Raw genomic sequence first — 12,935 nt, forward strand, 5'->3', positions numbered from 1 at the left:
GACGAGCCGCCGCAGCGCCGCCCGCGGCCGCCGGAGCCCGGCGACCGCGTCGTCGAGCCGTGTCCCGCCGCCGCGGCGCTGCACGGATACCGCGCCACCGGATCGTGAGGATCTCGCGGGGGTTACGCCTGCTTCTCGCCGCTCTTGCGCCAGCGGATGCCCGCTTCCAGGAAGCCGTCGATGTTGCCGTCGTAGACGCCCTTGACGTCGGCGGTCTCGAAGCTGGTGCGCAGGTCCTTGACCATCTGGTAGGGGTGCTCGACGTAGGAGCGCATCTGGTCGCCCCACGAGGCCGTGGCCGAGCCGCGCAGCTCGTCGACCTTCGCGCGCTCCTCGTCGCGCTTGCGCTGGAGGAGCTTGGCCTTGAGGACGCCCATAGCGGTGGCCTTGTTCTGGAGCTGCGAGCGCTCGTTCTGGCACGAGACCACGATCCCGGTCGGAAGGTGGGTCAGGCGCACCGCCGAGTCGGTGGTGTTGACGCCCTGGCCGCCGGGGCCCGACGAACGGTAGACGTCCACGCGGATCTCGTCCTCGGGAATGTCCTCGATCTCGTCGGTCTGCTCCAGCGCGGGCACGACCTCGACCGCGGCGAAGCCGGTCTGGCGGCGGCCCTGGTTGTCGTACTTCGAGATGCGCACGACGCGGTGCGTGCCCTGCTCGACCGAGAGGTGCCCGTAGGCGTAAGGGCCGTTGACGGCGAACGTGGCCGAGCGGATGCCGGCCTCCTCTGCGTAGGAGATGTCGTACACCTCGGTGCCGAAGCCGTGGGCCTCGGACCAGCGCAGATACATGCGCATGAGCTGCTCGGCGAAGTCGCAGGCGTCGGCGCCGCCGGCGCCCGAGCGCACGGTCAGGACGCAGTCGCGCTCGTCGTACTCGCCCGAGAGCAGGGTGCGGACTTCGAGCTCGTCGACCGCCTTGCGGATCGAGTCGAGCTCGGCGGCGGCCTCGGCGGCCGCGCCCGGGTCGGACTCGTCGTCGGCGAGCTCGAAGAGCACCTCGACGTCGTCCATGCGCTCGTGGAGCGCGGCGAGCTTCTTGAGCTCGGCCTGCACATAGGAGAGCCGCGACGTGATCTTCTGGGCGTGATCGGAGTCGTCCCACAGCCCGGGGTCGGCGGCGGCGGCTTCAAGCTCGGACAACTCGCGCCGCAGCGCGGGGAGATCGAGCACGGCCTCGACGCTGCCGAGCGTCGCTTTCAGTTCACGGAGATCGGCGGAAACATCGACACTGGTCACAACAGATCAGGGTACGCCTGTATTCGCGCTCATACGAAACGGGACGCTGGACCTGTAAGGTCCGGCGTCCCGCTCCGTGCTTGATCGTCGTAACCCGGCTCGTCCGGGCGTTTCGTCTATCGCTTCTTCAGCCAGCTGAGGGCCGAGCGGTGGTATCCGATGGCGAATTCCATCGCGATCGCCGCGTTCGGGTCCTCGTCCGCGTAGTCCTTCGCGGCGGCACGGGCCTCTGCCAAGGCCTCCTGGTGCTGCTCGGTCGCGTCGGCGAACATCTCCTCGGCGGTGTCCTTGGAGAGGTAGTCGAGGAAGGCGGTGCGCAGCGCGACCGGGTCGCGCAGCTGGCCGATCCGGGCCGGCTCGTTGAGCCAGCGGGTGAACGCCCGCTTGCCATTGGCGCTGATCGTGTACGGCACCGAGGCTCGGGGCCCGGGCTTGCCGACGCGGACGAGTCCGCCTTCGGCCAGCGCCGGGAGTTCGCGGTAGACCTGCGAGCGCGTCATGGTCCAGTACGGACCGAGGCGACGGGTCGCCTCTGCCATGAGTTGTCCGCCGGTCATCGGTCCTTCGTGTAGCAAGCCCAGCAATGCTGCTGAGGTCGCGTTGAGTTCTTTTCCTGCCATGCCCGACAGGATGCCATGTGGAGCCGGTGATGACAAGTGGACAGCTCCAATGTGTCGATAGAGCGCGGCAATCGTCTATGGCATTGCGAGCTCGGGTTTCACTGTGAGCGTTGCGGATCGGTCGGAGCTGTGCTCGGGATTGCAACGCCTGTTCAGAGAATTCCAATCGTGTGATCCCCATCGCCCCCTTCGGAGCAGAGGACGGAGGGTTGTCTGTCGATCACGGATCATTATCGACTGTCGTGATCGATTTCAGTTGTCGGGCATGGGTGAGCCGATGAGATCGGATCCGGGGAGCTGTTGTTCGTCAGTGCCCTCTGTGGAGTTTCCGTTGGGGCCTTCCGGTTCGGACAAATCGCCCGAATCGCCCTCGGTGGCGGGGTCTTCCGTCTCGGGCGCTTGCACTGTGGTGGTCTCCTCGCCCGGGGAGGTGCTCTCGCCGTCGTCGGGTTCGGTTGTGGGCGAGGGCGACTGGGAGACTTCGGCGGTAGTGGCCTCTTCGGACGGATCGGCCATGTCGTCCTCCTTCGGGGTGTCCGTGCCCGTGAGGGCGATGACGACCGAGATCGCGGCGGCGATGAGGACGAGGGCGCACGCGACGCCGAGGACGATGAGGCCGCGGCTGCGGCGCGGGGGCGGGGCGTCGGATTCGGCGGCGAGCATCGCGCCGAGCTCGCTCTGGTCGAATTCGGCCGCGTGCGGGGTGACCGGGTCGTAGGTGAAGGTGGCCGTCGCGTCCCGTTCGCGCAGTTCGGGTTCGATGGGCGCGGTGGCTTGGCGCGAGAGGCGCGGGGCGAGGCGGCGCAGTTCGGCCGCGACGGCGTCGAGGTCGCCGCGGGCGCGCGGGTCGAGCGCGAGGAGCATCTCCACGACCTGCCACAGGTCGCGGTCGACCGCGGCGGGCTTGACGGGGATGCGGGCGAGGTGGCGTTCGACCACGTCGGTGATCGAGCCGCCCCGGTAGGCGCTGTGGCCGGTGAGGGCCTCGTAGAGGACCAGGCCGAGCGCGTAGTTGTCGACGCCGGTGCTGGCCGAGTCGCCGGAGGCCACTTCGGGGGCGATGTACTCGGGGGTGCCGTGGGAGGGCACGGTCTTGGAGGCGGCGGCGCGGGCGATGCCGAAGTCGATGAACTTAACGCCTTCGGTACCCGAGAGCATGAGGTTGCCGGGTTTGACGTCGGAGTGGCGGTAGCCGGCGCGGTGGATCGCGGCGAGGGTCTCGGCGGCGCTGGCGCAGCGCAGGGCGGCCTCGGCGGCGGGCAGGGGCCCGTGGACGCGGAGGTGTTCGCGCAAGTCGAGGCCGTCGATGTACTCCAGGATCACCGCGCACACGTCGTCAGTGACGATGAAGTCCTTGACCGAGACCACGCCGGGGTGGTCGATGGTGCGCAGGATGCCGGCCTCGGCGCCGAAGCTGTCGAAGATCTCGGTCTCGCCGCGCAGTTCGGGCCGCAGGACCTTGACGGCCACGCGCTCGCCGGTGACCTGGTCGAGCCCGCGCCATACGACGCCGACCGCGCCGCGGGCGATTTCCTGTTCGAGGACGTATCGGTCGGCCAGGACGTTCTGCATGGCTGCTCCCGAGATGGGTGGAAGGGCGGGTGGTCGCGAAGTCGGCCGAATCAACTGTAAAGGCGGCGTCCTCGCAGCTCAGCGGCGGGTTGGGAGGGTGGCACGAACTGGGGACACAGGTCGGGGGGCCGAGGGCGCTTCGACGGTCGCGTGCTGTGAGTGGCGGGCCACTACACTTGCGCCCATGTCCCTCGAACGGCCAAGCTTTGAACAGACAGGCGAAACCCGGTGCCGGGTCGGCGGTGGTCGCCGGTGACCGAACTTCGTTGGCGCTACGGCGCCGCCACCGACGTGGGCAAAGTCCGCGATCTCAATGAGGACTCCCATCTCGCGTCGCGGCGGCTGCTCGCGGTGGCCGACGGCGTGGGCGGCGCGGCCGCCGGCGAGGTCGCCAGCGGTGTCACGATCGCGGAGGTGACGCGGCTGGCCCGCCGCTCCCCCGTGGAGGCCCCCACCGAGCTCGGCGAGGTGGTCGAGTCCGCTCGCGACCGCATCCGGGCGGCGGTGGCCGAGAACCCCGAGTCCGAGGGCATGGCGACCACGCTCACGGGCCTGTGGCTCGGCGACGACGCGGTCGACATCGTCCACATCGGAGACTCGCGGGCGTACCAGGTGCGCGGCGAGGACTTCGTCCAAGTGACCGTTGACGACTCGTACGTGCAGCACCTCGTCGACGAAGGCGCGATCACTCCCGAGGAGGCCCACGACCACCCCTACAAGTCGGTGGTCACTCGGGTGCTCCAGGCCAATCCGGCCCCCGCGCACTTCGAGACCCGGCCCGCGCAGCTGGGCGACCGGTACATGCTGTGCTCGGACGGGTTGAGCGACGTGGTCGACGACGGGGTCATCGAGAACGTGCTGCGCGACTTCGCCGATCCCCAAGCGGCCGCTGACGAGTTGGTGCGCCTCGCGCTCGAAGGCGGGGGCCCCGACAACGTGACGGTGGTCGTGGGCGACGTGTCCGAGCAGCGCGGGCCCAGGCGGTGGCCGTGGATCGTGGGCGCGGCGGCGGCCCTGGTGATCGCGGCGGCACTCGTGCTGGCCCTGGTGCTCTGGAACTGATTCCCCCTCTTTACTCGTCCCCCATCGACTTTTCCTCTCAGACGGCGATGCCGTTGAAGGCCGCTTCGGTGCGGGCGGTGTAGTCGAAGAACGCGGCGTCGTCGGCGGTCACGTTCGCCAAGTGGCCGTGGAGTTCGTAGCCGATGATGCCCACCAGGCGGTTCCACGCGAGGATGAGCCTGGCGGTCTCCTCGACGCTGAACTCCATGCCCTCCAACATGACCCGCATCTCCGGTGTGATCGCCGAGGCGTCGCAGGCCGGGCCCGGCGGGGGGCTGAGGTCGCCTGAGCGTTTCGCGTCGGCGGTGATGCGCGCCAAGGTGAGCGGCATCCGCCCGGCCACTTCGGCGGTGATGTGCGGCGCGGCGTAGCCGGGGACCGGGGTGCCGAACAGCAGCGCGTACTCGTGGCGGTTGGCCAGCGACCACTCGCGGGTGGCCCGCCAGACCGCGAGCCACCGCTCGATCGGGGCCCGGCCGGGGTCGTCGGCGCCTTCGGCGGCCTCGCCGATCTCGGTGTAGGACTCCACCAGCAGAGCCGTGAGCAGGTCGTCCCGGCTCGCGAAGTAGCGGTAGATCGCCGAGGAGGCCATGCCGAGCTCACGCGCGACCGAACGCAGGGACAGGCCCGCGGCCCCAGCCTCGCCGAGCTGGCGGCGGGCCGTCGAAAGGATCTCCCTGGTCAGCTCGATGCGGGCGCGGGCTCGGGCGGTGCGCGGTGCGTTCATCGAGACAGTTTAACAAAAACGAGAGCACTGCTCTTGCTTCGACGAGGCGAGTGTGTAATCATTGTTCTCAACAGAGAGCACTGCTCTCGCAATGTACCCCTGAGGAGATCCCATGTCACCTGCCCAAGCCGCTCCCGACCCTCGTGCCCGTATGGGCGCCATCGCATTCGCGCTCGCCGGCGTGCTGTTCGTCGTCTACGAGGCCGCCGCCCCGCGCGCCGACCAGACCACCCTCGTAGGGGCCGAGTCCTGGACCACCGTCGGCTGGTCGGTCGCCCACATCGCCGCGATCGTGGCGCTCATCCTGATCCCGCTCGGCTACGGCGCGCTCCGAGGGTTCTTCGAAGGCACGCGAAACGAGAAGACCGCGTTCCTGGCCGCCACCACCGGCTACATCGGATCGGGCCTGACGATCTCGTACTACGGCGCCGAGGTCTACGGCCTCAAGGCGATCGGGGAGCGGGCCGTGGCCGACGGGGACGCGTCCATGACTGAGGTGGGCGAGGCGTTCCGCATGGACCCGACCGCGATGACCGTGTTCGCGATCGGCTTGGCGCTCATCGCGATCGCCGCGGTCCTCGCCGCCGTCGCGGTGTGGCGCTCGGGAACCCTGAACCGCTGGAGCGCCGTCCCGCTCGCGGTGCTCCTGGTGACGATGCTGCCGCAGTACTTCCTGCCGCACTCGGCCCGGATCGCCTGGGGCGCACTGGTCACCGTGGCCGCGCTGTGGCTCGCGGCCGAACTGTGGAAGGCCGCGAAGCCTTCGGTCCAGGAAGCCGAACTTCAGAACGCTTGAGACGCAACGCGACGGCCCCGCGATCACTCGATCGCGGGGCCGTCGCGTTCGTTCGTCCAGGTGGTGTTTGCGAGCTCGCGGCGAGTCGGTATCGGAGTCCATTCGTTCGCTCGGGAGACGGAAGGCCTTCCCGATACCGGTGTTGTATCGGGAAGGCCGACAACGAAGCGAGCGGGCGAATGGGCCCGATAGCGGCCGGCGGGGGCTCGCAAACACCGCCTAGGCGGAGAGGGCGATCCCGTCGAGGATGTCGTGCTCGGAGATGAGCACCGACTCGATCCCGCTGCGCTCCATGATGGTCCGCAGTACCAGAGCGCCGCCCACGATCACGTCGGCACGGCCCGGGTGCATCACCGGGATCGCCAGCCGCGAGGCGTGGTCGGCGGCCGCGAGGTCAGCGGCGACCTCGGCGACCTCGGCGTAGGTCAGGCGGGTGCCGTCGATCGCGTCCGGGTCGTAGGCCTTGAGGCCCAAGGCGATCGCCGCGATCGTGGTGGCCGTGCCCGCCACCGCGACGAGCTCGGAGGCTTCGCGGCCGGAGTCGGCGACCTTGAGCGCCTTGTCGGCGACCGCGGTGATGTCGGCGACCGCTGCATCCAATTCGGACTGACGTGGTGGGTCGCTGCGGAGGTGGCGCTCGGTCATGCGCACGCAGCCGACGTCCACCGAGATCGCGGCCAGGACCTCGCCCGCGGTGCCGCGCACGAACTCGGTCGAGCCGCCGCCGATGTCGACCAGGAGGCGCTGGCCGTCGAGCTCGGGCAGCGTCGCGGCCGCGCCGGTGAAGGACAGGCGGGCCTCCTCGTCGCCGGAGATGACCTCGGGGGCCTGGCCGAGGACCGATGCGACCATCGCGGAGAACTCGGTGGCGTTGGCCGCGTCGCGGCTCGCCGAAGTGGCGACCATGCGGATCGCCTCGGCGCCCAGCTCGCGGATCTGGGCGGTGTAGTCGGCCAGCGCGGCGCGGGTGCGTTCGAGGGCGGCCTCGGAAAGGCGGCCGGTCTGGTCCACGCCTTCGCCCAGGCGCACGACCTCCATGCGGCGCACCAGGTCGTGGAGGCGGCCTTCGGCGTCGAGGTCGGCGATGAGCAGGCGGATCGAGTTGGTGCCGCAGTCGATTCCGGCCACGCGTCGGGTGCTCATCGGGCCTGCTCCCGGGCGCTCGCGCAGCTGCCGTTCGCCCACCATTCGGGGAGGGCGTCGATGGCCTCGTCGCCGAAGGGGTCCACGCCGGGGCCTGCGGCGAGGGCGTGGCCCACGAGGGCGTGGAGGCATTTGACGCGGTCGGGCAGGCCTCCGGCGGAGACGCCGTCGATCTCGGGGACCTCGCCGAGCTTGGCGCGGCGGGCGAGGTAGTCCTCGTGGGCGCGGCGGTGCTGCGCGGCGAGTTCGGGGTCGGCGGCGAGACGCTCGTTCATGTCCTTCATGACCCCGCCGCCTTCGAGCCTGCCGATGGCCGAAGCGGCCTTGGGGCAGGTGAGGTAGTAGGTGGTCGGGAAGGGGCTGCCGTCGGGCAGGCGCGGCTCGGTCTCGATCACGGCGGGCTGGCCGCACGGGCAGCGCCAGGCCACGGCGTGCGCGCCGCGGATGGGGCGGCCGAGCTGGGCGGCGACGGCGGCCGCGTCGGCCTCGGTCACCGGTTCGGGGCTCTGGGGCCAGGCTTCGGGCTTCACAGGGCGGCCCTCTTCGGCTTCACGCGTCTACTCCTCGGTGTCCTGGTCGAGCTGGTCGGCGTCTTCAAAGGTAGCGGCCAGCTCGTCGTACCAGGGGAGGTCGACCTGCTCGGCGTCGTCCGCGCCACCGGTGTGCCTGGGGTCGTCCTCGTCGATGACGATCACGAGGTCCTCGCCGGGGGCCACGAGGAGGAGGCTGGAGCGGATCTGGGCCTCGACGTAGGCCGGGTCGTCCCACTTGAGGCGCTCGGCTTCGAGGGCCTCGATGCGCTCGGACTGCTCGGACTGCTCGGCTTCGAGGCGGTTGATCTCGACGCGCTGCTCGACATAGGTGCGCAGGGGGTAGGCGTAGGCGAGGGCCAGCGCGGAGAGGACGAGGGCGAGGACGGCGGCGCGGCGGGAGACCTTGCGGGCCGGGCGGTAGCGCACGCGTTTGACCTCGGCGCGGGCGGCGGTGCCGGTGGTGCGGCGGGCCGTGCGGGTGCGGCCGGGTCCGGTGGATCGCCCTCCGGGGCGGCTTGGTCGGCGGCTCGCGTTCACTGGGTCAGCCTAGTCGATCGGGGCGCGGCGAGGCCCCCGCGCCGGAGCACGGGGGCCTCGGAAGCGTGCTTTTACTTCCCGAACTTCGGGAAGGCCGAAGCACCGGCGTAGCGCGCGGCGTCGCCGAGGTCTTCCTCGATGCGCAGGAGCTGGTTGTACTTGGCGACGCGGTCCGAGCGGGCCGGGGCGCCGGACTTGATCTGGCCGCAGGCCAGGGCCACGGCGAGGTCGGCGATGGTGGTGTCCTCGGTCTCGCCGGAGCGGTGGCTCATCATGCAGCCGAAGCCGGCGCGGTGGGCCAGGTCGACGGCGTCGATGGTCTCGGTCAGCGTGCCGATCTGGTTGACCTTGACCAGCAGGCCGTTGGCGGCCTTCTCGTCGATGCCGCGGCGCAGGCGCTCGGGGTTGGTCACGAACAGGTCGTCGCCGACGATCTGGAGGCGCGAGCCGACGGCCTCGGTGAGCGCGGACCAGCCGGCCCAGTCGTCCTCGGCGAGGGGGTCCTCGATGGAGACGAACGGGAAGGCGGCTATGAGCTCCTCGTAGTAGGCGCTCATCTCCTCGCCGGTCTTCTTCTGGCCCTCGAAGAGGTAGGCGCCGTCGGTGAAGAACTCGGTGGCGGCCGCGTCCATCGCGAAGGCGATGTCGGTGCCGAGCTTGAAGCCGGCCTTCTCGATCGCCACGGAGATGAGGTCGAGCGCGGCGCGGTTGGAGTCGAGGTTGGGGGCGAAGCCGCCCTCGTCGCCGAGCCCGGTGGACAGGCCGCGCTCCTTGAGCACGGACTTGAGCGAGTGATAGGCCTCCGCGCCCCAGCGCAGGGCCTCCTTGAAGGTGGGCGCGCCGATCGGGGCGATCATGAACTCCTGGATGTCGACGTTGGAGTCCGCGTGGGAGCCGCCGTTGAGGATGTTCAGCATCGGCACCGGCAGCAGGTGCGCGTTCGGGCCGCCGATGTAGCGGTAGAGCGGCAGCTCGGCGGAGTCGGCGGCGGCCTTCGCGGCGGCGAGGGAGGCACCGAGGATCGCGTTCGCGCCGAAGGTGGACTTGTCCGGGGTGCCGTCGGCGTCGAGGAGGGCCTGGTCGACCAGGCGCTGCTCGGAGGCTTCGAGGCCGATCAGGGCGTCGCGGATCGGGCCGTTGACGTTGTCGACGGCCTTCTCGACGCCCTTGCCGAGGTAGCGGCCCTTGTCGCCGTCACGCAGCTCGATGGCCTCGAAGGCGCCGGTGGAGGCACCGGACGGGACGGCCGCCCGCTGCAGTGTGTCGTCGTCGAGCAGGATCTCCACTTCGACGGTGGGGTTGCCGCGGGAGTCGAGGATCTCCCTGGCCCGGATGTCTTCAATTGCAGCCACTGTCACTCCTGAGATAGCCGAATCTGACGATCGGCCCGATTACGGGGCCGTGTCCGAAGGATTTCGGCCGACCCGACACTGCGCCGGCCACAGCTCCCTAGGCTACGCCCCGCCCCATGTGGGGGTGCCCGCGAGCCGTGAAAATGGAATGGCGCCTACCCCGGCGGCTCGTGTTACATGATCGCTGGCCGGGGCGCTATATGGTGGAGCCCTACCGCAGATCAGACACCTGTGCTAGGCGTGCCCCCCGGAAGCCGCGATCCCGGCCTTCCCTGCGCCCCAGCACTATGGAAGTGGAGCCCCATGATCCCGAAGAACCCCCTGGTGCGTTGCCTGCGCCCGGGCGCCGTGCTCGCCTCGGCGGCGCTGCTGGCGCTCTCCGGCTGCAACGGAGGTGGCGGCGGGGAGGAGCCCGCCTCGAAGGACCAGGCCGCGCTCACTGAGCTCAGCGACCGGCTGGTGGCCGCCGAGAGCCACGCGTACACCGCGAAGTACCTGGTGGAGGGCTCGGACGACGAGGTGCTCGTGGCCGTCGACCCCGAGGCCGGGACCGCGGCCGTGGTGGTCGGCGACCGGCCGCAGCTGTGGCAGGGCGAGGGCGACGCGGAGCTGTCGGTGTGGCTGCGCCAGCAGCTCGAAGGCGTGCTCCCCGCCGAGTCGGAGGTGGCCTCGTGGCTCGCGGCCACGGCCGCCGACCCGTCGGCGACTTCGGTGTTCTCCGACACCACGCTCGCCGGAGAGCTGGCCGACTGCGTGGACGTCCAGGGCGCCGAGAGCTCCCCGGTCGGGTCGTACGAGGTGTGCGTGACCACGGTCGGCGTCATCGCCAGCATCACCGCGAAGGTCGACGACACCGCGTACACGACCAAGCTCGTCAACTACCACGACGGCGTCGACACGACCTGGCTCGACGAGATCACCGGCCGCGCGAGCACCGACAACCAGTGATTTCACCGCCGGCCCACAGGCCGGCGCGCTACAGTCGCTCGGCGGGCCGGGCCCGGCGCGAACGGGGGTTCACCTGAAAAGGTGTCAGCGCCGACCCGACCCGCCACACGCTTCCCCCGCAAACCCGTAGGCCAAATCACAACCCGGATCCCGCTTGCACCACCCCGGGACCATGTGTGTAAAGTTGTCGTCGTTGCCGCGGCACGCCGCAGCCACAACAACACAGGCTCCCGTCGTCCAGAGGCCTAGGACGCCGCCCTCTCAAGGCGGAAACGGCGGTTCGAATCCGCTCGGGAGTACAAGTAGATACGCAGCTCAGGGGCCAACTCCGGTTGGCCCCTGAGCTTATCATCTGTCCCTGAGGTAGCACGGGGGTAGCAGGCTTGCCCGCCATTTCCGGTCAGCGGACAGCGATCTCCCCCAGAATCTGGCCCTCCGGCTCGATCCCGTCAAGGATGCCAAGCAGCTCCCTTGCCCAAACTGGGTGCTGCACTCCTCGCAAGCCTCCTCTTCGAGCTGGGGCCGCCCTCCGTGAACGGCCCATCCCTGCAATTCCGGCGTTGGTCCTTCTTCTAAGCGATCACCGCTAGGGAAGCACCGCGGAGCAGGTGGGCCCACCCTGCTCGGATCACATAGGCCTTGTCGGCCGAGCCCCACCGTTGCCAGGGCTTGGGCTGCCCCACGCGGGACCTTGATCCGCTTGAGGACAGCGGGATGGCGAGTCGCTGCGGTGTTCGCCAGTGAGGATCATGGTGAGCACGATCTGGGCAGCGCCGACGGCTTGGGCTCGGGTATTGTCATTCCAAGACGATTACCCCTATCCATAGGTTGTAACAATATGCACATCCTCTCGGACAGTGTTCTTGCACATTTCATTCGCGAACTTCACGAAAAGGCGAAGTCGGACGAGGTTTCGGAAGACATATTCCAAGTAATGGAGCATATCGGTGAGTGGTCCCCGTATCGGGGAGGTCGAAAACTTCTGCAACTCCTGGCAGACGCGATCGAAACTGCCCGAATCAATAACGATAAGTTCCTGGTAGAAGCGCTCACCGATGCACTCAATTATGCCAACGGGAAAGCTCTTGAGTACGACCTTGAAATAAAGTATGACCTAAACCCATACAGAGATAAAGGCAATTTCGATATTGCAAGGATTATCGAACACATAGCTATGTACCCTGGAGTGCTCCTCAAAGAGGAGCTATACGAGTTCCTAAATGAAAATACACACGCTAGCCCTGAAGACACTCGACGTTTTATTTCCGAGCGCACTGCCAAGAACTTGAATTTTGTTCGCGCCAGACGAGCCGGGTATTACGGCGCCTTTCGCATGCGAACTCATGATTTTGCTTGGGTACAGGATGTCCTAGCCGATAGAATCGAACTGGTGGAATCCAATGACTCCGAAATAGAGTCAATGGCAGACGCGATTCTTCAACTCCCTGACCGAGACTTGATTCTGCAGGCAATCGAAGTACGAAAACGTCTGGACCAGATCACCGAACTAGAGCACATCGTCTCAAACCCAAATACGAAAGAAGAAAGCCTTCAACGCAAGATCCAGGGCATGCCCTGGATCTTCGGCGGAAGGTATGCCCGAATCGCTACTCGTCGTTTGCTCTGGCAAGGGACCCAGGTAGACCTTCCTCTAGTTCGAGCCGACGGCGTATTGCATGTTGTTGAGCTCAAGGTGGCAAATACCCAGATCGTGAAAAAATACCGATCAGGGATCGTACCAAACTCCAACGTAAATGATGCCATTAGTCAGGTGGAAAATTATCTGCGCACCTTGGATGAAGAGCGCAGTTACATCGTTGATACGTACGGCATTGATCCTCGTCGGGCTCGTGGCACCGTTATGATCGGACATCCAGATTATCAGGAAGACTTCGACGAAGCCGCGATAAATGAAGCCCTGCGTAACCGGACCTATATTGGCCGAGTCGATGTGATGACATATAAGGAGCTCATCGACAGCGCTCGTCGTTCGCTCGCACTCGACTCTAACTGAAGCAGCGTATTTGAATGACGCAAAGTAAGGCAAGTAGTCTTGCCCAACCTCTGAACACGGGAGTACCCATGCCAGATCCAGATGAATTGACATTGCAGATTGCACGAAGCCTAGAGGTCGACTGGCAGTATGTCGAGCACGTTGATGCGCAGAATAAAGATCGAATCAAGGAGGTTCGCTCAGCGGGTCGAAAGGCGGGACGGCTCCTTGGGTACAAGATCGTGACGACGCAGTCTGATCCGTCGAGGCGAGAGGATCGACGAGTAGTGGTGATCGTTGCAGTCGAGGAAGGTCCGAAGGAAGACGAAGAGCGGATCCTCAAACGCGGTCAAGCTCTAATGGAAGCTCACTGGAACTCCCAACGCAGCAACGACAGCTAGGGTCCGAAGCAAG

Annotated in this window: 13 protein-coding genes and 1 tRNA gene; 6 read left to right on the top strand and 8 right to left on the bottom strand. The window is 67.5% G+C overall.

The genetic code is table 11. The features are described from left to right. Positions 1 to 122 precede the first annotated feature (122 nt). The 3 genes from prfB to AB0B28_RS18725 form a co-directional block, all read right to left on the bottom strand. Entirely contained in the window at positions 123 to 1,238 is a 1,116-nt protein-coding gene (gene prfB, locus AB0B28_RS18715; RefSeq protein WP_360122763.1) for a peptide chain release factor 2, read from the bottom strand. Positions 1,239 to 1,354: 116 nt separating this feature from the next. After that, on the bottom strand, positions 1,355 to 1,858 hold the full coding sequence (locus AB0B28_RS18720) for a PadR family transcriptional regulator (RefSeq protein ID WP_030155315.1): 504 nt from the start codon (positions 1,856 to 1,858) through the stop codon (positions 1,355 to 1,357). Positions 1,859 to 2,110: 252 nt separating this feature from the next. Then, entirely contained in the window at positions 2,111 to 3,430 is a 1,320-nt protein-coding gene (locus AB0B28_RS18725) for a protein kinase (protein ID WP_360122766.1), read from the bottom strand. A gap of 252 nt (positions 3,431 to 3,682) precedes the next feature. Here AB0B28_RS18725 and AB0B28_RS18730 point away from each other — a divergent pair, with 252 nt between their 5' ends. After that, positions 3,683 to 4,492 (top strand): protein phosphatase 2C domain-containing protein, encoded by an 810-nt coding sequence (locus AB0B28_RS18730; RefSeq protein WP_360122769.1) that lies wholly within the window; start codon positions 3,683 to 3,685, stop codon positions 4,490 to 4,492. A gap of 37 nt (positions 4,493 to 4,529) precedes the next feature. Here the strand turns inward: AB0B28_RS18730 and AB0B28_RS18735 are convergent, their stop codons facing one another. Next, a complete protein-coding gene (locus tag AB0B28_RS18735) occupies positions 4,530 to 5,219 on the bottom strand; it encodes a TetR/AcrR family transcriptional regulator (RefSeq protein WP_360122772.1) in 690 nt (229 codons plus the stop codon). 151 nt (positions 5,220 to 5,370) lie between these two features. Between AB0B28_RS18735 and AB0B28_RS18740 the strand changes: the two genes are divergently transcribed. Next, on the top strand, positions 5,371 to 6,015 hold the full coding sequence (locus tag AB0B28_RS18740; RefSeq protein WP_360122775.1) for a hypothetical protein: 645 nt from the start codon (positions 5,371 to 5,373) through the stop codon (positions 6,013 to 6,015). A gap of 219 nt (positions 6,016 to 6,234) precedes the next feature. Here AB0B28_RS18740 and AB0B28_RS18745 read toward each other — a convergent pair whose 3' ends face one another. The 4 genes from AB0B28_RS18745 to eno form a co-directional block, all read right to left on the bottom strand. Then, entirely contained in the window at positions 6,235 to 7,143 is a 909-nt protein-coding gene (locus AB0B28_RS18745) for a Ppx/GppA phosphatase family protein (protein ID WP_360122902.1), read from the bottom strand. Positions 7,144 to 7,154: 11 nt separating this feature from the next. Then, complete coding sequence (locus AB0B28_RS18750) at positions 7,155 to 7,688, bottom strand: DUF501 domain-containing protein (RefSeq protein ID WP_360122778.1); 534 nt, start codon at positions 7,686 to 7,688, stop codon at positions 7,155 to 7,157. A 27-nt stretch (positions 7,689 to 7,715) separates the two neighbouring features. After that, positions 7,716 to 8,228 (bottom strand): septum formation initiator family protein, encoded by a 513-nt coding sequence (locus AB0B28_RS18755; protein ID WP_360122781.1) that lies wholly within the window; start codon positions 8,226 to 8,228, stop codon positions 7,716 to 7,718. A 71-nt stretch (positions 8,229 to 8,299) separates the two neighbouring features. Continuing rightward, positions 8,300 to 9,580: a phosphopyruvate hydratase gene (gene eno / locus AB0B28_RS18760; protein ID WP_360122784.1), complete on the bottom strand. Its 1,281-nt coding sequence runs from the start codon at positions 9,578 to 9,580 to the stop codon at positions 8,300 to 8,302. Between the two features lie 303 nt (positions 9,581 to 9,883). Here eno and AB0B28_RS18765 point away from each other — a divergent pair, with 303 nt between their 5' ends. The 4 genes from AB0B28_RS18765 (at position 9,884) to AB0B28_RS18780 (ending at position 12,922) form a co-directional block, all read left to right on the top strand. Beyond that, the gene (locus tag AB0B28_RS18765; protein ID WP_360122787.1) at positions 9,884 to 10,528 is read left to right on the top strand and encodes a hypothetical protein; all 645 of its coding nucleotides are present in this window, start codon (positions 9,884 to 9,886) and stop codon (positions 10,526 to 10,528) included. 226 nt (positions 10,529 to 10,754) lie between these two features. Next, positions 10,755 to 10,827, top strand: a tRNA-Glu gene (locus AB0B28_RS18770). A gap of 431 nt (positions 10,828 to 11,258) precedes the next feature. Continuing rightward, on the top strand, positions 11,259 to 12,542 hold the full coding sequence (locus AB0B28_RS18775; protein ID WP_360122790.1) for a Shedu anti-phage system protein SduA domain-containing protein: 1,284 nt from the start codon (positions 11,259 to 11,261) through the stop codon (positions 12,540 to 12,542). 68 nt (positions 12,543 to 12,610) lie between these two features. Beyond that, entirely contained in the window at positions 12,611 to 12,922 is a 312-nt protein-coding gene (locus AB0B28_RS18780) for a hypothetical protein (protein ID WP_360122793.1), read from the top strand. Positions 12,923 to 12,935: the final 13 nt, after the last annotated feature.

Source organism: Glycomyces sp. NPDC046736 (assembly GCF_040645615.1).
Taxonomy (GTDB): Bacteria; Actinomycetota; Actinomycetes; order Mycobacteriales; family Micromonosporaceae; genus Glycomyces.

Excerpts from the sequence above, each read along its gene's own strand:
- AB0B28_RS18720 (WP_030155315.1), bottom strand. The coding sequence starts at position 1,858 with ATGGCAGGAAAAGAACTCAACGCGACCTCAGCAGCATTGCTGGGCTTG.
- AB0B28_RS18725 (WP_360122766.1), bottom strand. The coding sequence starts at position 3,430 with ATGCAGAACGTCCTGGCCGACCGATACGTCCTCGAACAGGAAATCGCC.
- AB0B28_RS18735 (WP_360122772.1), bottom strand. The coding sequence starts at position 5,219 with ATGAACGCACCGCGCACCGCCCGAGCCCGCGCCCGCATCGAGCTGACC.
- AB0B28_RS18740 (WP_360122775.1), top strand. The coding sequence starts at position 5,371 with ATGGGCGCCATCGCATTCGCGCTCGCCGGCGTGCTGTTCGTCGTCTAC.
- AB0B28_RS18765 (WP_360122787.1), top strand. The coding sequence starts at position 9,884 with ATGATCCCGAAGAACCCCCTGGTGCGTTGCCTGCGCCCGGGCGCCGTG.
- AB0B28_RS18780 (WP_360122793.1), top strand. The coding sequence starts at position 12,611 with ATGCCAGATCCAGATGAATTGACATTGCAGATTGCACGAAGCCTAGAG.